Below are 19,851 nucleotides of genomic sequence, written 5' to 3'. Positions count from 1 at the left end.
GGAGGAATTATTTTGAAAATTGGATTTGTAATACCTGCAAGATTGAAATCTACTAGGCTTAAGAAAAAAATTCTAATGAATTTAGGTAATCAAAGTGCTTTAGAATGGGCTATTGATAGAGCAAAGAGTTCGACATCTATAGATGAAGTAGTAGTTGCTACAACTGCATTAAATACTGATTCAGAGATTAGTAAAATATGCATAAAGAAAGGCATCAGGTATTTTCAAGGTAGCCCTGATGATGTTCTACTAAGATTGAAAGATACAGCTGAATATTTTGATTTTGATTACATAGTAAATATCACACCTGATAATACCTTGTTTTCGATGTATTTGATTGACTTAATAGTAAGTGAAATTAAAGAAAATCCAGATTCCGATTATCTTAGATTTAAGGATGCAATGCTTGGAACAGGAATCTATGCCCTGAAAAAAGAAGCTTTGCAGACAGTTTGTGATTTTAAAAATGTTTTGGATACTGAAATATGGGGATCACTTTTTCATAAGGATTATTTTAATATAAGAGAGATTGAAATGCCAAGTTTTCTAAAGGCAAATTATAGACTTACTATGGATACCGAGTTAGATTACTTAATGCTAAGTAAAATATTCGATGAATTAGGATTACTAGAGGGATACAATGTGGAGTTAATTACCGTAATTAACTTTTTAGATAATAATCCTCAAATAGCAGAAATTAATTCAAAAATAATTCAGAGATCAAGTTCTGAGGTAGTTATTGAAAAGATAAATAGAAATTTTAAAGAAAATGAGGATGAGTTTTATAGTATTAAAAAGAAATATTATGGAGGGCTAGATTAATGAAAAAACAATTCTACTCAAATAAACCGTATTTGATTGCTGAAACTGCTTATACATTTGAGGGTGATTACAATTACTTATTTGAGCAAACAAAAGATATTCCAAATGTAATTGATGCAATTAAATATCATATGCTTATTAATTTAGACGAATATATGGTTGAAGAACATCCTGTATATGATTTACTAAAAAACTGGATTTTATCTGAAGATAATTGGAAAGATATTTTAACTGAAGCAAAATCAAATAAACTAGATACAATTATTCTAGCAGACGATAAAGCATCAGTAGAATTTTGTGCTAAGAATCACGAATTAGTTGATGCGATAGAAATTCACTCAGCATGTATAAATGATATAGAATTACTTGACGATGCTATAGATTTTTCTAACGAATTTAATAAGACTTTTATCTTAGGTATCAGTGGTTTTGAAATTCAGGAGCTTTTGGATGTTACAGAGTATATTAAGAGTAAAAATGTTAAGGATATTTTGATGATGTATGGTTTTCAAAATTTTCCTACAGATATTGAAAAGGTAAACCTTAGTAAGATTAAAGTACTAGAAAATTTATTGAATTGCAAGATTGGTTATGCAGATCATACTGAATATTCAAAGAATAAGGAACTGCTCATAAATGCGTCATATTCACTTGGTGCAAATGTTCAAGAAGTTCATTATGTAAAAGATGAGGGTCTAGAAAAAACGGACTATATTACAGGGGTTGGTATAGAGAGATTATGTTCAATAAAAGAAAATCTTGAAATAATCTTCAAAGCACTTGGATCAAATGATTTGAGACTAAATGATGGAGAAAAGAAATACTTAAATTTTAGGAAAGTACCATTATATATGTCAGACCTTGAAAGTAAACAAATTTTAGAAAGATCATCAATTGTACATAAAAGGGTCGAGACACCAACAAGACAACATAAATTTAATGAGTTAAATGAATATTTTGGTAAGACAATCATAAAAGATGTAAATAAATACAAGGAAGTAATTATTGAAGATTTAAAGGAGAAAGATAATGATCATTGATAATATCCAGAATATAGGTATGTATAAAAATATCGGGAAATACTTGGATGAAGCTATTAACTATATATTAACTACCAATTTTGATAAAATTTCTCCTGGGAAATATCAAGTAATTGGGGATGATGTATTTGCGATTATTTCAGAATATGAAACAAAGAATGAAGATGATGGGTTTTGGGAAGCACACGAAAAGTATATAGATATTCAATATATAGCAAAAGGGATCGAAAAAATTGGATACAGCAATATAGAAAGATTTGAGATTAAAAATTGTTATGATTGTGATTCTGATGTTGCCTTAGGCAGAGCAGATGGTGATTTCATTACATTGTTTCCAGGGGATTTTATGATATTATTCCCACAGGATGTTCATAAACCAGGAAATCAGTATTGTGAAAAAGCTCAAGTAAAGAAAGTAGTAGTGAAAGTAAAGATATACTAAATGTGAATTTTTTCAGAGTGTTATTTTGTCATATTCTTACAATCGTGTGTTACGGCGTTGAGTAAGTATACTATAAGGGTGTATTTATAGTGAAAAAAACGGCATTACTAATAATGATAATAACAATACTATCTAAAATAATTGGTTTTGGAAGATATATTATACTTTCATATCTTTATGTGATATCAAATGTTAGTGATGCTTCTCATTTTTGTTACACTTTCTAGTTTGTTGATATAATTACTATGCACGTCAATCAAATCTTCTTTCTGAATGTTTTAGAAGACTTAATTTTAGCTGATTTGATTGATTAGTGCATTATTTTTTTGCAAAAAAATAATAAATGTAAGGTTTATACCCCAACATTTATTATAGAGCCGAAGAATAAAGCTATATATCAGTTATTTTTTTTGACATTATTTAAACCGTTAATCGGAAGAGCCATCTTTATAGTAACATTTATAAAAGAATTTAAAGCTATAAAAGGTATAGATAAAACGATAATTATTGAAAAAAATAAAAACTATACTTATGTAAATAATTTATATCATAATTTGTATAAATTAAGTATAGGCGAATTGGTAGAAGAGAAAACAAAAATTATAGATAATAAAAAACAGTAGTTACTTTTAGATATATATCAAGTCTAGAAATAGACAAAAAAATAATTGAAACAGGAAGAAAACGTTGGAAAATAGAGAACGAAGGATTTAATACTCAAAAGAATCATGGATATGAAATACAACATTTGAAAAGTACAAATGTAAATGCTATGAAAAAGCATTATTTAATAATTCAAATAACTCATAAAATACTACAAATTTATGATGAAGGTATAAAAGTCTTTAAAACACTAAAATTAAGCATAAAAAAGAGTACAAACATCTATTAGCAAATTTTTGACGACAGTTAACAGATAAGGAACTATAGGAGATCGAAACATGTAAAATATAAGTAAGAATTTTGTGACGTGATTATAGTTAGAAAGTGTGATGATTTCAAGTATTAGTTTAAAAAAAGGCAATTAATGTAAAGTGATTTTTCTAATATAAAATAATAAAATTTACTCTTTAGTGCTGCAATTAATTGAAATTAGTTGCTAATTAGAATGATAAAATATATACTTTAAATGAATGTATTCAAAAATAAAAATAAGGAATGATTTAATTATGGAAAATAAAGATGAAAGAAACACGGTGGGTGAGAATGTACTTAAAGAGGATCAATTAGATCAAATTTTTCCTAATTTTAATAGTATGATTGAAAATTTACCCGGTGTGATTTTACAAAAAAATGATAAAAATAATAATAATAATAAGTTAAAGAAGAGTATTAATAATGTTATTAGTATTTTAGGACCAAGAGGTAGTGGTAAAAGTTCGGTATTTCATACTATCTATTCAAAATTACTAAATAATGAGAAGGTTGAGAATGATAAATATATTATATTTAAACCTATTCTTCCAGAAAAAGTTGATGAAAATATTGATTTGCTTGGAATACTTTTGTTGCAGATAGATGGATATATCGAAAAAAATATTGATAAAATAAATTTTGAGAATTCAAAAAAAAATAAATTAAATATAAATTGTATTTATGATAAAAAAAGTGAAGTGGAAAAAAAATTTCATCAAGTCTTTTCTACATATTATAAAAAAAATCCAGAGTTTAGGAGTATTTTAAAATACAATTTTACAACAAAAGATGAATATTTTGATGGAGTAAAAAATGTTTTATCAACAGAATTAAATTTAGCAGATGAGTTTAAAGAATTAATTAGATTATTATTAGATGCAACCAAGAAAACTAATGTTATTTTTATGTTTGATGATGCGGATTTAAATCCTATAAGAGCAAATGAAGTTTTTGATTTAATTTTAAAATATTTGGATAGTGAACATATAATAACATTTATTGCAGTTGATTTAAATAAATTGAAGGAAAATTTAAGTTTATTTTATTATAAGAAACATGATGTATTAGATAATATTATAGATTTTAAATTATATGGGGAAAAAGCTGATATATCTATTAATAAATATGTTTATGATTTGTTAAAGAAAGTAATGCCTATCAATAATAGATATAGATTAAAAGAACTTACTAATGAAGAAAAAATGAAATTTTCTTCATTAAGTGATTCTGATAAAAATAATAAAGAAAATAAAACTACTTTAAAAAATTTGCTATTGGAAAAAGTATTAGATAGTAGCGATGAACAAAAAAACGAAAAAATTCTAAATGTGATAGCGGATATTTTTGACTCAAGACCAAGAGGTTTAATGAATATTTATAATTTTTTAGTAAAAGATATGGAATCGATTAATAATCTTGAGAAACTAAATAAAATGCTAGATATTATTATAGAAACTAATAGAATTTTAGAGCCTAGAAGTGAAGAAATAAGAGCATTTATCAATGTAAAAAGAGGCGAAAATGAGAATGAAATAACTTGTTTTGTGAATTATCTTGCAATAAATTCAGCGATTAAAAGTGAACCAACTAAATTACAAGATGAAAATGAACTTAAGTTTTATATTATGGTTCTAAAATTAGGATATTTTTTTGAAGTAATAACTAAATCAGATTCAAATAATGTAATGTTGTCAAAATTACTAGATAATTTATTTTCTGATGAGTATACTGGAAATTTGTATCCACGTATTGGAAATAAATTAACTTTATTTACTATATACGAAAAAATAAAAAGTATTACTGGTATAAAATATCAATATCAAATGTTAAATAATAATAGCTACAAATCGATTTTAAAAAAAGAACTTAAAGAATTTGAAGACATTAATGATGATGTTTGGAAAGATTTATATAATTCTTCAAATAGTAATGAAAAGCTACAAGAAATAATTAGTAAATACGAAGGCATTGATTATGATTCTAAAATTCTTCAAGATTTAATAAATAAATCTAAAAGTAGTGATAAGAATAGAATAGAAATGCCTAAGGAAATTGAAGAAGAAGCGATGAAACTATTTTATTTTAGATATAAAAACAGATTTTTATTTCAAGAAGAATATGAAGATGAAAATAGAAGAAAAGAAGAAATAAAAATTGGAGAAATAAAAGAATTTATAAAGAACAATAAAAATTCAATGGATATTGATATTGATATTGAAGAAGATATAGGAAATATTGAAACCGAAAAATTATATGAATTATTTTATAAGTATAAAAAGAATATAGAACTATTAGATAAATTAAATATATATTTTGAAAAAATTTCTGGATATAAAAAAAACATTTATGAGAATGGTAGTTTAACTAGAGTAATAAAAAGAATTTGGAAAGTCAGAGTGGATTCAGATTTATTAAAAGAAGATTTTGAAAAATATGTGTATAATAATATTATCGAGAATCCGAGATATGACAATCTTAAAAATGATGAAGGCTTAATTAAATTAAGTGAAAAAATTGAAGAAATTGAAGAAGATGAATATAGTTATTTTAAGGATTTGACTATAGAGAATAAAGAAATTATGGAAATTATGGAAATTATGGAAAATGAAGAAATTAAAATTTCAATCAGTAATGAATATGTTAAGGGAAGTAGAACTATGTTAGTAAAGTATATTCAAGGTCAAATTGAATCATATTATATTAGTGAATTAATAATTCCAACGATTGAAGAACAACAGATAGTGTTGTTAAATGATATTTATGATAAATTTAAAACGATATATTTTAAGAAAAAACTTAGAAATTATGAGATAATATTTGAAATATTATCTGTTAGTAGTTTAAATGAAGTAAATGATAGATTAAGAAATTTTAGTGAGAAAATTAAAATTTCGAGAGAGAATGGAAACGAATCTGAAATTTCAAGAAAAGTTGAAGAGATAAGTAAGTACTTAAGAAAAGTTGAACATTTATATGAAATTGTTACAAATAATGAAGATTTAATTGAATATTTAGAAAATAATGAAGATTTAATTGAATACTTAGATAAAATTGAAGATACAGTTGAATATTTAGAAAAAATTGAAGATATAGAGGGGAATTTTAAAGAAAATTATGGTGAAATGTATGAGTATGATAAATCCAAGCTTTATGATTACATAATACCTGAAATTAGATCAATATTAAGGTCTATTAATAAATCTAACGTCGGAATTAACACCGTTAGTTTTGATAGAAAAATGGAGAATTTGAAAATGGCTTCTAAAATAATAAGTAAAATGGGTATTAGAGTTGATGCGAGAAATATTAATGTTAATAAATTAAGTGAAATAATAAACTATTCATCTTCTAATTCCATAACTGAAAATGTTGAAGGCATTAAAAGTAAACTTTTAGGTGATGGATTTATTTTATTAAAAGAATTTAATGAATTAATTGAAAATATTGATGTAATTATTGATAGAGAGTCGAAAATTTCGAGTGATATTAAAATCAATTCTATTAAGAAAGACTTTTCAGTTATTGCAAATAAAATTCAAGATAAATATGATTCAAATATTCTTTTAATTAATACTGAAAAACTTATTTGGGAAGTTTATAGGGATAGTTTGACTAGTAAGGTTAAAGAATCAATGCTAGAAGAATTGAAAAATAAAGAAGAGAAAGAAAATGAATAAAAAATTATATGACTTAATGTCTGAAAATATTAGTCTTTTATTCCAAAAGTTTGCGTATGATAATATAATAGAATTTAGAAAACTTTTTCTAACGAGTTCCTTTAATGAAAAAAATTTAATTAGTAAAAAGTTAAAAATAAAATATACTAAGTATTTAAGAAAAGATAAGATTAATTCTTATGATCAAGTTTATATGTTATATGATCAGTACTATTCTATGTATAAATTGAATAAATATAGTAACATGAATGAGTTTTGTAATTTTCAATTATCGAATATTACAAAGACTTTTATTGCTCATAGAGATGGTAAATTTGTTTTAAAATATTGGAAAACTAGTAATAGTAATTTAATTGATGGGCTTGAAAATTTGGAAAAAATAGAGTTATGGAATTCTTTTTCTAGATTTCAAACTTCTGATTTATTAGTTGCTACTTATTTGTTAGATAATGGTATGAAAGATATAATTCATCTAAAGAATTTTAATTGGATTATATCTATTGGCGATAGTCAGTTGGACAAAATATTATCAAAAGGTGTAAGTGAAAATCATATTCATATAAATGCAGGATATAACTTTGGAGTTCTTTGGAATGCATTGTTAAATGATATTGAAAATAAAACTAAGAATAAGTTAAACAAACAGATTAATGGTGTAGTTTTTAATAAACTCAAAATGGCTATTTTAATAAGATATATACTAGATTATTCGTTAAGGAATAGTGATAATTTAAGTGTACAAGAACTTTTAAATGGTAAAGAAAATTTAATTAAGAAGATAAGTATATTGAGTTTAATTTCAAATTTTATAACTGGAGACACTTACAATATCGAACATTATAAAAGTGTGCTTGAAAGTTTTTGGGATATATTTGTAAATAGTTCTAGAGATAAGTCGAAAAGACTATATATTGAAAAAGAATTTGTTTTTTTAGGTTTGAATAAAACAAGAATTGGTAATGATAACTTATTTAATGATTTATTTTGGCAATATATTAGAATAAAAAACGAAGTTTATGTAGAAGTGACTCAAAATAATGATGAGGAAGGGTTAGATTTTTTTAGAAATGAGAAATATAGTAAAGTAGTTAATGTTTTTGAAAATGATGTAGAAAATCTTTATAGTAATATTGTTACACAAATTAAAAGTAATGTTTTAAAAAAAATTGAAATTAGAGTTGCACCAGGAAAAAGTAAAAAAGATATAATTAAAAAATTAAAAGTTTTTTTCAAAGTATATTTGAAAATATTAGAAGATAACAAAAATGTTAAATCCAGACTTCCGATTATAGGGATTGTTTTTCATTTAATAAAAACAGAAGAAAATGTACCTTTAGAAAAGTGTTTTTTTAAAGAAACAGAGAATAACGATCTGATTTTTAAAAATGAAAATCTTTTTTACGGAAATATAATCAAGGAGTATAAAAATACTGCAGATATAATTAGAGAAATTAGAAATAAATATAATAAAATGTCGTACTACATAGTTGGAATTGATACTGCAAGTGGAGAAAATTTGACGGAACCATGGGTATTTGCACCTGTTTATCAAAATTTAAGAGATAGCAAAAATAGTACTGTTGTTAATGGCGGTAATTTGAATTCATATGATGTAAAAACTTTAGGATTTACTTATCATGTTGGTGAAGAATATAGGCATATTGTATCTGGCCTGCGTCATATTTATGAAGTAGTAGAATATTTAGGATATCATGCAGGTGATAGAATTGGACATGGCATATCTCTTGGAATAGATGCTAGCAAATGGATTGAATCCAATTCAGTTGTATTTATGCCTAGAATTGAACATTTAGAAAATCTTATATGGATTTGGGGTACAAATAGTAATTATTACAGTGTTACTAATTTAGTTGATGATATAAGTTTAGAAAGAAAAATTTTAGAATGTGCAAAAAAAATATATGGTAATGCTAGTGGTATAACTTTACAAGTTCTTTGGGAAGCGTATCAAGATAAATTTTCTAAATTTGAACCTGATATTCAAGAAATAAATGAGTTTTGTTCAATTGAAAAAAACTCGGAAAATAATTGTGTTTTTAGAGAAAATTATAATAGTGTTTCATGGAATTCAAATAAAATAATTTATGCAAATCATTGTAAGTGTTATTTGGAAAAAATGTATGAAATAATACAAGTTAAAGTATATAAAGAAGAATGTTTGGCAATCGCTGAGTTACAAAAAAAAATGAGAAAAAAAATTAATGATAAAGGGGTAATTATTGAAACGAATCCAACTTCGAATTTATCGATTTCGGGAATGGAAAGATTATATAGTCATCCTATAATAACATTAAATAGAACAGGGTTAGTAGATAAAAGTACTAAAGATACTAGTTTAATGATTTCTATTAATTCTGATGATCCATCAATTTTTAATTCTACAGTAAGTAATGAAATTGGATATATTTTTTATACTTTGCAATATCAAGGTTATTCAAGAGAAACAATTCTTTCGTGGATAGATAAAATTAGAGAATGGGGATTAGAATCTAGTTTTGTAGATAATAGAGAGTTAACTATTAATGAGAGAATAAAAGAAATTAAAGAAATAATTAGTGATTTGAATATGATGTAGTTTATTTAATAACGATGCTTAGATAAATTATGTATGCTGATTACAAAAATAGAAACAACTAAAAATTGATTATAAAAGCTATTTCCGAAAAATTCGCCTGATACCAAAATGGTCTATAAATATGTTTTATCAGATAAAATCAAGTAATTATTAGAAATTTAAGCTAGTCTAATGAACCCTATCTTTACAATACCGTTACAAGCTACTTTCATTTGTGCAATTATTTTCTATTTTTTGTTATAACAATTACGGGTACCAGGTACATAAACGGTAGTAACTCGAAAATCAAATTTATAACGCAGTAATTGCAAGATGTTTAGAGATTCGAAAAAAGTTATTACCTAAAGTGTACGTGGCACCAAAACGGAAATAAGAGAAGTTTAATTTTAGGGTGAGTGTTGTACGGTAGTAATTTCAATGTGTGTAGATGTAGTTGAATAAAATTAATTGATGAATAAATGTGGAAGTAACTTTTTCTGCATTTGTTTTGGTTTTTGGAATGGTTTTAAAACTTCATTTAAGGAACAATACGGGTACCAGGTACATAAACGGTAGTAACTCGAAAATCAAATTTATAACGCAGTCATTGCAAGCTGTTTAGAGATTCAAAAAAAGTTATTACCTAAAGTGTACCTGGCACCAAAACGGAAATAAGAGAAGTTAAATTTTAGAGTGAGTGTTGTACTGTAGTAATTTCAATGCGTGTAGATGTAGTTAAATAAAATTAATTAATGAATAAATGTGGAAGTAACTTTTTCTGCTGCATTTATTTTTTTGAAATGGTTGTTAATACTACATCATATAAAGGAATAGTTAGTAAAAAAAACTATTGTATTTATATTTGGATATGTTATAATTGATTTACAGATCAAGCCTTTACCGTCAGCGGTAGGGCTATTTTTATTTTTAGGAGGAGTTATTAATGAAGCCATTTCTAACATTAGATGAACAAATAGATAGATTAAAAGCTAGAAAACTTCATATTGATGATGTTGAATCAGCAAAAACGATACTTTCTAAGGAAAATTATTACAATGTGGTTAATGGGTATAAAAAACCATTTCTTAAAAGATATTTAAATGGAGTAATACTTAATCCAGAAGAATATGTTGAAAATTGTAAATTTGAAGAATTAAATACATTATATCTATATGATAGAGACTTAAGATTAATATTATTAAGTGTATTATTAAAGTTTGAAAGTAAACGTCAATTCCACCACACATACAATTTTTAAAATAACTATGAGATAATATTCCTATATTAATAAAAATGGAGGATAGTATCTTGAAAAAATCATTAGAAAAAGAAAAAATGTGGTTTGAGAGAATTGAGAAATATAAAAATAGTGAATTTTCAATGAAACAATATTGTGTAAAAAATGATTTGATTTTCACTACATTTAGATATTGGGCTAGTAAATATAATAAAAAGAATAATACATTTACTGACAAAACTAATAAATCTTCATGGACAAAACTTGAAGAAATTAGCTCTACTAATAAATCATCTGCATTTAAAGTAAAAATATATTCTGCTACTATTGAAGTTAATGAAAATTTTGATTTAATAACATTTGAAAATATAATTAAGGTATTAAAGAAATTATGTTAAATATAAATTCTGATATAAATGTATATATAGCAAATGGAACTACAGATTTAAGGAAATCTATTAATGGACTTTCATTAATAGTTATGGAAACTTTTAAGTTAGATCCTTTTTCAAAAAGTTTATTTGTGTTTTGTAATAGAAAAAAGGATAAGTTAAAAATACTTCAATGGGATCATAATGGATTTTGGCTTCACTATAAAAGATTGGAAAGTGATGTTTTTTTATGGCCAAGTAAAGATGATAACGCAGAAGTATTAAAAGTAACTTCAAGAGAATTCAGATGGCTTTTAGATGGTTTAAGTATGAATCAAAAAAATGCATATAAAGAAATAAAAGCAAGACAAATTATATAAAAAAAACAAGCTAAAAACGTTGATATTATAACGTTTTTAGTAGAATTATCATGAAAAAAATGTTATAATATACATATGAAAACTAATAAAAGCAAACTTAAAAACAATGAAAATACAAGTGAATATAATACAAACTTTTTTAAAGAAAAATCAACTTTTTTGGAAAATGAGAATAATAATCTTTCGAAAAAAGTTAATATTTTAGAGGAAGAAAATGAAATACTGGAAGCTAAAGTTAAATACTATGAAGAGATGCTTAGATTAAATGCTAGTAAAAAGTATGGATCTTCTAGTGAAAAAATTAATCCAGAGCAAATTTCAATATTTAATGAGGCAGAAAAACTTTCTCAAAAAGAATCTAAAGAGCCGGTTGCCGAAGAAATAATAAGCAAGAGAAAAGCTGCGCGCTCTAAAAAAAGAAAAACATATGATGATCTTGAGGTTGAAAAAATTTATTATACTCTTTCAGATGAAGAAAAAATATGTCCAAAGTGTTCTAATAAATTACATGAAATGAAGACTGAAATAAGAAAAGAATTTAAAATCATTCCTGCTCAGGTGAAAATAGTTCATCATGTAAAACAAGTATATGCTTGTAGATATTGTGATAATGAAGGTACAAGTGGAACTATTATAAGAGCTAAAATGCCAAATCCTATTTTAAAAGGAAGTATGGTAAGTCTATCATTACTTGCATTTATTATTAATAATAAATACAGTAAAGCACTCCCATTATACCGTCAAGAGAAAGAATTTAATAATTTTGGAATAGATATATCAAGACAAAACATGGCTAAATGGATTGTTTCAGCATCGAATGATCATTTGAAAATATTTTATGATCGTTTACATGAAGAGTTATTAAAAGAAGATATAGTTCACGCTGATGAAACTACTCTTCAAGTAATCGACGAAAAGGATAGTAAAAAGAATTATATGTGGCTTTATGCTTCAGCCAAATTAGGGAAAAATCAAATATATCTTTATGATTATAAGGCATCTAGAGCTAATAAACATCCTAAAATATTTTCAATACGGGTACCAGGTACATAAACGGTAGTAACTCGAAAATCAAATTTATAACGCAGTAATAGCAAAGTGTTTAGAGATTCAAAAAAAGTTATTACCTAAAGTGTACCTGGCACCAAAACGGAAATAAGAGGAGTTGAATTTTAGATCGAGTGTTGTACTGTAGTAATTTCAATGTGTGTAGATGTAGTTGAATAAAATTAATTAATAAATAAATGTGTAAGTAAATTTTTTTGTTGACAATTTGGAAAATAAAGGTTAAAATTGTATTATAAGTATTTAATCTTGAAAGGTGACGTTGATGGCTACTATAATAAATTCTATAGGAATTTCTGGAATTGAAGGATATGCAGTAGAAGTACAAGTAAAAATATTAAGTGGCATAACTGTAATGAATATAGTTGGACTTGGAGATATTTCAGTAAAAGAGGCAAAGGATAGAATAGAATCAGCCTTTGATCAAATTAATTGTATATTTCCTAAAAAGAAAATAATTGTAAATTTATCACCTAGTGATATCAAAAAAAGTGGCACTTATTATGATTTACCAATGTTTATAGGTTTACTACTTGAATCTGAACAATTAGTACCTAGAGGTATAAATTTGAACGAAGTTGCTTTTTTAGGTGAAATTAGTTTAACTGGTTATTTAAATTATTTTAGTGGTGTACTTCCAATGGTAATTGCAGCTAAAAGATGTGGCTTTAAAAAAGTTGTTCTACCAAAGTCCTTAATAAGAGAAGCATCAAATGTAAAAGGAATAACTTTAATAGGACTTGATTCTATTGAAGAAGTAATAAAATGGATTGAAAAAAGATTGTATTATAAAGAAATAATTATTAAAAATAAGGAAAATATCAGCAAAAATAACATTGATTTTTCAGATGTTATAGGTAATGAAGAAGTAATAAAATATGTTACTGTAGCGGCTGCAGGAAATCATAACATCTTATTAATTGGTCCACCAGGATGTGGAAAATCAATGATAGCAAAAAGAATACCAACAATTTTACCATCTTTAACCGAGGAAGAGTTATTAGAGGTAATGTCAATACATAGTGTTTCAGGCACATTAAAAGAAAGTGAAGAATCTATTCAAAGGCCGTTTAGATCACCACACTACAATACTTCTGTAAGCGCAATTATTGGTGGAGGAAGAAATGCAATGCCAGGTGAAATTTCATTAGCACATAATGGTGTTTTATTTTTAGATGAATTCCCCGAATTTTCAAGAAAAACACTTGAATCACTTCGTCAGCCTTTAGAAGATAGATTTGTAACTGTAGCTCGCGTTAGACAAACTAATACTTTTCCATCTAATTTTATGCTTGTTGCAGCTATGAATCCGTGTCCATGTGGGTATTATGGATTGGATAAATGTAAATGTTCTGTATATGAAGTGAGAAAATATAAGCAAAGAATTTCTGGGCCTATATTAGATAGACTAGATATTCAAAAATATATGACTAAAACAGATTTATTTTCTAAGGAATCAAATATTAATAGAATAACTTCAAGCGAATTAAAAGAGAAAGTTGTTTTAGCAAGAAATATTCAACAAGAAAGATTTAAAAATATTAAAGGTATTAGAACTAATGGAGAAATGGAAATTTTACATAATAAAGAATTCTGTAAGTTAGATAACGAAACAAATGAACTTTTAGAAAAATCATTTAATAGATATCAGTTTAGTGCTAGAGCATATAATAAAATTATGAATATAGCTAGGACTTTTGCAGATTTAGATAGTGCTATGAATATAAGAAAACAAGATATTGTTTCGGCTCTTATGGCTAGAGATTTTGATAAATAATAATTGAGGTAATTATGGAATTATATTGGATTTGGTTTCAAGAATTAAAAAAAATATCTAGTAAAGAAAAATTAAAGATAATAGAAAAATATAAAGATCCAAAAATAATTTATAATATTACAAATTCAAATGAATATAATTTAACTGAATTTAAAGAAATTTTTTTTATTATTAGTAGGCAACTTTCTTTGGAAAAATCAAAAATAATTTTGCATGAAAGCAATAAATTAGGCATAAAAATTGCAACTTATAAGCGAAATAATAAAATGATTGCTGGTAATTTTGTTATTTATTATAAAGGGGAATTAACAAATAAAAAAAGTATTGCAATAGTTGGAACAAGAAATATATCTGGAAGTGGTTATTATTATACAGAAAAAATATGTGAAAGTTTAATGAATAAAGAAATATGTATTAATAGTGGTTTAGCATTTGGTATAGATTATGAAGCACACAGATATTCATATAAACATAATAATTATACAATGGCTTTTTTAGCTCATGGACTGGATATGTGTTATCCAAAAGAACATACAGCGTTTATGGAAAAAATTGCTGAAAAATATGCAGTTGTGTCGCCTTTTCCTGTAGGTGTAAAACCATTCAAATATAACTTTTATAAAAGAAACGAACTTTTAAGCCTATTTTCAGACGAAATAATAGTAGTTGAAGCAAGTTTAAAAAGTGGATCTTTAATTACTGCAAATTATGCAAAAAATCAAGGAAAGAAAATATGGTCAATAAAAGGTACAGATTCTTTAAAATGTGCTGGAAATAATTCTTTAATAAAAAATAATGCAGAAGATTATATAGTAGTAAATAATATTGAAAAAATAGATATTAAAAGCAATTTTATTATTAAAGAATTAACAAAATCTTCATTAACTACAAGTGACTTAGCTAAAAAATTAAAAATAACTACAATTGATATTGAAAATGAACTAATTAATTTAGAATTAAATAGATGGATAAATAAAAAAGCAAATAAATGGCAGTATAATGGGTGGTAGAATATGGGGAGAAAAAGTAGAAATTATTTTTCAGGTGCAATTTATCATATAATAAAAAGAGGAAATAATAAAACTTATATTTTTAATGATCAGTTAGACAAATCTATGTTTTATGGAATTCTTAATAAAACAAAATTGGAAATGCCGTTTAAATTATTATATTTTGTACTTATGGATAATCACTATCACTTACTTGTGGAAATGATGGATATATCTATTGATAAAATAATGAGATCAATTAATTTAGCTTATAGTAAATATTTTAATAAAAAGTATAATCGCACTGGAACCATATTTGATGGTAGGTTATCAATAAGAGATGTTAATAATAGAGAATATTATCTTAAACTTATTTGTTATATTGCATTTAACCCAGTTAAAGCAAATCTTGTTAAAAATCCAAATGAATATAAATGGGGAGCGCATTTAGAAATTGTAAATAAAAGATCGATAATAGTAGATAGAAAAGAAATGCTAAAAAAAATCAGTAATAGTAGTTCTAGTGCAATGACTATATATAAAGATATTATTAATAATAGTTATATTAATAAATATGAAAAGCTTTCTTTAGAAGACAAACATATAGAAGAATTAGATGTATTTATTAAGGAATTATCAAATAGTAGTAATGTTTATAATAAAATAAAAAATAAAAATAGATCTAAAAAAATAATTGAAATAAAAAATGCGTTTATTATGGAATATTTTAAAAGAGGATATTCAATAAAAGAAATAGCACTTTGTTTAAATATGAGCGTAAGGTCAATCAGACTAATTACGGGAAAGTCCTGTGCACCCGGTACCAAAACAGAAATATTAGGAAACGCAGCATCCAAGGATAGCAGGCTCTAGTAAATTTACTGGAGCTTTTTGGATGCCCTATAGATTATTTTATGGATGAGTCAAGTGACTTTGAAATCCCGGGTACCCGGTACATAAACGGTAGTAACTCGAAAATCAAATTTATAACGCAGTCATTGCAAAGTGTTTAGAGATTTAAAAAAAGTTATTACCTAAAGTGTACGTGGCACCAAAACGGAAATAAAAGAAGTTGAATTTTAGAGTGAGTGTTGTATTGCAGTAATTTCAATGTGTATATATGTAGTTGAATAAAATTAATTGATGAATAAATGTGGAAGTAACTTTTTCTACATTTATTTTGTTTTTTGAAAGAGGTGGTGAAAGTATATCATATAATGTCATTATTAGATTATCAGAAACAATAAGACTTTCTGTTATATATTATTGTAAAAGTAATATATATAAGATCATTAATAAATCAGAAAATATATAGTTATGTGCTTAAAAAAGTTGTTTTTATTTGCAATGAGAGTGATTTGTTTTGCATAATGTTATCATATATGATAACATTAAAGATGAAAAAAGTAAAAATATTATATCAGGAGGTATGTGAGTGGATTATGATGTAGAATTTTATAGAAAAGAAAATGGAGATGTTCCAGTCATGAGTTTTCTCTTATCTCTCCAACCGAAGATGAGGGCGAAAGCATATAGTGAAATAGAATTATTAAAGACACATGGTCCACGTCTCAGAGAGCCTTATGTTAAATCTTTAAAAGGAAATAATAACAAAGGAATCTATGAATTACGTATTAAGTTTGCATCAGACATATCACGTATATTTTATTTTAGTTTTAAAGAGAATGGGTTTGTATTATTAAATGGATTTATAAAAAAATCTATTAAGACACCAGAACGTGAATTAGTAAGGGCAAGAAAATATAAAGTCGATTATGAAAGAAGGTCTAGTTATGAATAAAGCAGGTGTAAAATTTGATTTGATTAAAGATCAATTGATGAAGGATGAAGAATTTCAAATTGAATATGAAAAATTAAAACCACGTTATGAAGTTATATCACAAATTATTGAAGTTAGAAATGTACAGCATATTACTCAAGAAGAGTTGGCTTTCCGAGTAGGAACTCAGAAATCTAATATTTCAAGATTTGAAGGTGGATCTTATAATCCGTCTCTTGATTTTTTAGTAAAAATTGCAAGAAGTTTAGGAAAAGAAGTGCATATTGAAATAAGATAAAATTACAATTCTGGGTAACAGGTGAATACCGGGTACTCAGGTACATAAACGGTAGTAACTGGAAAATTGAATTTATAACGCAGTCATTGCAAGGTGTTTAGAAATTCGAAAAAAGTTATTACCTAAAGTGTACGTGGCACCAAAACGGAAATAAGAGAAGTTGAATTTTAGAGTGAGTGTTGTACTGTAGTATTTTCAATGTGTGTAGATTTAGTTAAATAAAATTAATTAATGAATAAATGTGGAAGTAACTTTTGTACAGTTTATTTGGAAATTTAAAAAAGATTTTAAGTTTTTTCTTAAAAGGTGATTATGCTACTTTGTTATAAGTATGATATAAATCGTTCAAAACAGATGTTTTTATAAATATTTATACTAGAAAGGTATTTTAAATGAATGAAAATTATAAATCACAATGTATGTTCTGTGGTGCTCAAGTAGGAGAAATAAGTCAAAGGACAGAAGAACTTGTAAATAAAATTTATTACTGCTCAAAGTGTATGAAAAATTATTGTGACCAATGCAGTTATGAAGAGCAAAGAGATGGAGAATTAGTACAACTTTGTTTAAGATGTGATAGTAGATTAAATAAAATAGATGAATTATAGTGGAGTATTAATATTACTACCGGGTACCAGGTGGTGCGCCAAGATAAGGGCGTGTTTTATAGTGGGTGAGATTCCTACTGGAGAAGGTTTAGCAAACCTTCCACATTCACCCGACGCTAAATTAATAAATAACAACGGGGTGTAAAAGTGAATTGGGGAACTATGTTGATTTAGACATACGAATTTGATAGAGAAAAATATATGGACATCGGAAACGTTCATCAACATTAATTGAACAAGGAGTTGAAGCAATGAATCAATTAACAGAATATATAATCGCATTATCAAATCTTTATGGATTAGTGCACAAGGATAAAGTAATGGATATCTTTAATAGACAGAATGAATATCAAATTACTTTATCTGATGTTGAAGAGTTTCTGGACAATCCATTAAAAGAGTTGAAAAATGTATTCATCTGTTCTCACCAAGATTACTTTGTTCATGAAGCTATTTTGGAAAATAATGAGTTTGAGTTGTTGCTTAAAAAGAAAGATGATAAGCCATATTATGTTCCTGTGAAAGATGAACTTCTAAAATATGTTGATGAGAGTTACTTTGAGAAATCTAAAGAGTATAATAACCTGCTGAGTTATTTGCAGAAGAATTTTTTTAAGGGTGACGAAGAAAAAGCTGAATGGATATGTGAAGATATCCATGGATTTTGTGAATTTGGACTTGATATGCAAACTATATTAGATGCATTTATCGGTAGAAATATTACCTTTAAAGATATGAACCAAATCAATGAAGTGATTCAGCTTGTTATGGAGCTTTCTAATAATATCAGGATATGGGAAAATAATGGTTATACTCCAAAGGAGATATTTGAGAAGTTTGAAAAACCAAACTTAAAGTCACTTCCAGATAAGCCTTTTAGTGTTAAGAAAAACAAGATTGGTAGAAATGATCCATGTCCATGTGGGAGTGGAAAGAAATATAAGAAGTGCTGTTTGGGGAAAGAATGAAATTGAATGAGATGAAATGAAGACTATGATTGGCAGTTTTATAAGCTGCTTATTATGGTCTTTTTTTATGCACTTTTCTTGCTATAATTACGGGTACCAGGTGCATAAACGGTAGTAACTTGAAAATTGAATTTATAACGCAGTCATTGCAAGGTGTTTAGAGATTCAAAAAAAGTTATTACCTAAAGTGTACGTGGTACCAAAACGGAAATAAGAGAAGTTGAATTTTAGAGTGAGTGTTGTACTGTAGTAATTTCAATGCGTGTAGATGTAGTTAAATAAAATTAATTAATGAATAAATGTGGAAGTAACTTTTTCTGCTGCATTTATTTTTTTGAAATGGTTGTTAATACTTGTCCACTTCAAAAACTAATCCGATGGGTATCTTAAGGAAAAATTAGAAATATTTCATAAAAAAAGAGTCTCTAATAAATTTAGAAACTGATTTTAGTAGTTTGAGATTTTAAGAAACATAAATTTAGGCACAACAAAAATACCTATGAGTCATAGGTTAATTACCATATATTGAAAATAATCTTTATATCATTTTTATTAAATAGTTCTATACCTTAAGCTATTTTTTTATAAGTATGATATAGACCGTTTAAAATAGGAGTTTTAGTTAACCTGCAAGTTTCAAGTTTTGTTGGCAAATATGTAGGCTGAGGTATGGGTGTTTTACTGTTAATCCCCTGATGTGTTCTATGGGTATTGTAGTATTTATTTATGTACTCATCCAATAGCCTATGTAGATGCCTTTCATTGAATGGGATAATATGATTGGTTAGTTCTTGGCGAATGATTCCATGCAGTGAGTGACGAACTACATCAGTTTTTTGTTCCAAATAGAGGCCCTGGAGTGAAGGATGTATTCATTTGATGGAGTGATAAAAACCCACTGAGTTGG

The 19,851-nt window shown here is 25.9% G+C and carries 18 protein-coding genes; all 18 read left to right on the top strand.

Translation table 11 applies throughout. From position 1 onward, the window contains the following. Nucleotides 1-12 precede the first annotated feature (12 nt). Nucleotides 13-822: a cytidylyltransferase domain-containing protein gene (locus tag AACH12_RS13680; RefSeq protein WP_338535935.1), complete on the top strand. Its 810-nt coding sequence runs from the start codon at nucleotides 13-15 to the stop codon at nucleotides 820-822. Continuing rightward, the gene (locus tag AACH12_RS13675; RefSeq protein ID WP_338535934.1) at nucleotides 822-1,862 is read left to right on the top strand and encodes an N-acetylneuraminate synthase family protein; all 1,041 of its coding nucleotides are present in this window, start codon (nucleotides 822-824) and stop codon (nucleotides 1,860-1,862) included. Before AACH12_RS13680 ends, AACH12_RS13675 begins: the two co-directional genes overlap by 1 nt. Continuing rightward, nucleotides 1,852-2,304: a NanQ anomerase/TabA/YiaL family protein gene (locus AACH12_RS13670; RefSeq protein WP_338535933.1), complete on the top strand. Its 453-nt coding sequence runs from the start codon at nucleotides 1,852-1,854 to the stop codon at nucleotides 2,302-2,304. Before AACH12_RS13675 ends, AACH12_RS13670 begins: the two co-directional genes overlap by 11 nt. A 410-nt stretch (nucleotides 2,305-2,714) precedes the next feature. Then, complete coding sequence (locus AACH12_RS13665) at nucleotides 2,715-2,927, top strand: hypothetical protein (protein ID WP_338535932.1); 213 nt, start codon at nucleotides 2,715-2,717, stop codon at nucleotides 2,925-2,927. 546 nt (nucleotides 2,928-3,473) lie between these two features. Then, on the top strand, nucleotides 3,474-6,896 hold the full coding sequence (locus AACH12_RS13660) for a hypothetical protein (protein ID WP_338535931.1): 3,423 nt from the start codon (nucleotides 3,474-3,476) through the stop codon (nucleotides 6,894-6,896). Further along, nucleotides 6,889-9,492: an amidohydrolase family protein gene (locus AACH12_RS13655; protein ID WP_338535930.1), complete on the top strand. Its 2,604-nt coding sequence runs from the start codon at nucleotides 6,889-6,891 to the stop codon at nucleotides 9,490-9,492. Before AACH12_RS13660 ends, AACH12_RS13655 begins: the two co-directional genes overlap by 8 nt. A 922-nt stretch (nucleotides 9,493-10,414) precedes the next feature. Further along, the gene (locus AACH12_RS13650; RefSeq protein WP_338535929.1) at nucleotides 10,415-10,729 is read left to right on the top strand and encodes an Abi family protein; all 315 of its coding nucleotides are present in this window, start codon (nucleotides 10,415-10,417) and stop codon (nucleotides 10,727-10,729) included. 50 nt (nucleotides 10,730-10,779) lie between these two features. Beyond that, the gene (tnpA, locus tag AACH12_RS13645; RefSeq protein ID WP_338535928.1) at nucleotides 10,780-11,106 is read left to right on the top strand and encodes an IS66 family insertion sequence element accessory protein TnpA; all 327 of its coding nucleotides are present in this window, start codon (nucleotides 10,780-10,782) and stop codon (nucleotides 11,104-11,106) included. After that, nucleotides 11,100-11,459: an IS66 family insertion sequence element accessory protein TnpB gene (gene tnpB, locus AACH12_RS13640; protein WP_338535927.1), complete on the top strand. Its 360-nt coding sequence runs from the start codon at nucleotides 11,100-11,102 to the stop codon at nucleotides 11,457-11,459. Before tnpA ends, tnpB begins: the two co-directional genes overlap by 7 nt. 75 nt (nucleotides 11,460-11,534) lie before the next feature. After that, a complete protein-coding gene (locus tag AACH12_RS13635; protein WP_338535926.1) occupies nucleotides 11,535-12,512 on the top strand; it encodes an IS66 family transposase in 978 nt (325 codons plus the stop codon). Between the two features lie 277 nt (nucleotides 12,513-12,789). Beyond that, complete coding sequence (locus AACH12_RS13630; protein ID WP_338535925.1) at nucleotides 12,790-14,301, top strand: YifB family Mg chelatase-like AAA ATPase; 1,512 nt, start codon at nucleotides 12,790-12,792, stop codon at nucleotides 14,299-14,301. Nucleotides 14,302-14,315: 14 nt separating this feature from the next. Next, entirely contained in the window at nucleotides 14,316-15,311 is a 996-nt protein-coding gene (locus AACH12_RS13625) for a DNA-processing protein DprA (RefSeq protein ID WP_338535924.1), read from the top strand. 3 nt (nucleotides 15,312-15,314) lie between these two features. Beyond that, nucleotides 15,315-16,163 (top strand): transposase, encoded by an 849-nt coding sequence (locus AACH12_RS13620; RefSeq protein WP_338535923.1) that lies wholly within the window; start codon nucleotides 15,315-15,317, stop codon nucleotides 16,161-16,163. A 562-nt stretch (nucleotides 16,164-16,725) separates the two neighbouring features. After that, entirely contained in the window at nucleotides 16,726-17,091 is a 366-nt protein-coding gene (locus tag AACH12_RS13615) for a type II toxin-antitoxin system RelE/ParE family toxin (RefSeq protein ID WP_338535922.1), read from the top strand. Then, nucleotides 17,084-17,368 carry a helix-turn-helix transcriptional regulator gene (locus tag AACH12_RS13610; protein ID WP_338535921.1) on the top strand — a complete coding sequence of 95 codons (285 nt, stop codon included), beginning with the start codon at nucleotides 17,084-17,086 and terminating at the stop codon, nucleotides 17,366-17,368. The genes AACH12_RS13615 and AACH12_RS13610 overlap by 8 nt, the downstream gene beginning before the upstream one ends. Before the next feature lie 392 nt (nucleotides 17,369-17,760). Continuing rightward, complete coding sequence (locus AACH12_RS13605; protein ID WP_338535920.1) at nucleotides 17,761-17,976, top strand: hypothetical protein; 216 nt, start codon at nucleotides 17,761-17,763, stop codon at nucleotides 17,974-17,976. 251 nt (nucleotides 17,977-18,227) lie between these two features. Beyond that, nucleotides 18,228-18,944 (top strand): YecA family protein, encoded by a 717-nt coding sequence (locus tag AACH12_RS13600; protein ID WP_338535919.1) that lies wholly within the window; start codon nucleotides 18,228-18,230, stop codon nucleotides 18,942-18,944. A gap of 811 nt (nucleotides 18,945-19,755) precedes the next feature. After that, nucleotides 19,756-19,824 (top strand): VanZ family protein, encoded by a 69-nt coding sequence (locus AACH12_RS14280; RefSeq protein WP_422388923.1) that lies wholly within the window; start codon nucleotides 19,756-19,758, stop codon nucleotides 19,822-19,824. Nucleotides 19,825-19,851 lie beyond the last annotated feature (27 nt).

This window comes from Helicovermis profundi (genome assembly GCF_033097505.1).
In the GTDB taxonomy this organism is placed as follows: Bacteria; Bacillota; Clostridia; order Peptostreptococcales; family Acidaminobacteraceae; genus Helicovermis; species Helicovermis profundi.
The sequence above is the reverse complement of the archived record's forward strand: the minus strand, read 5'-3'. Positions and strand labels throughout refer to the sequence as shown.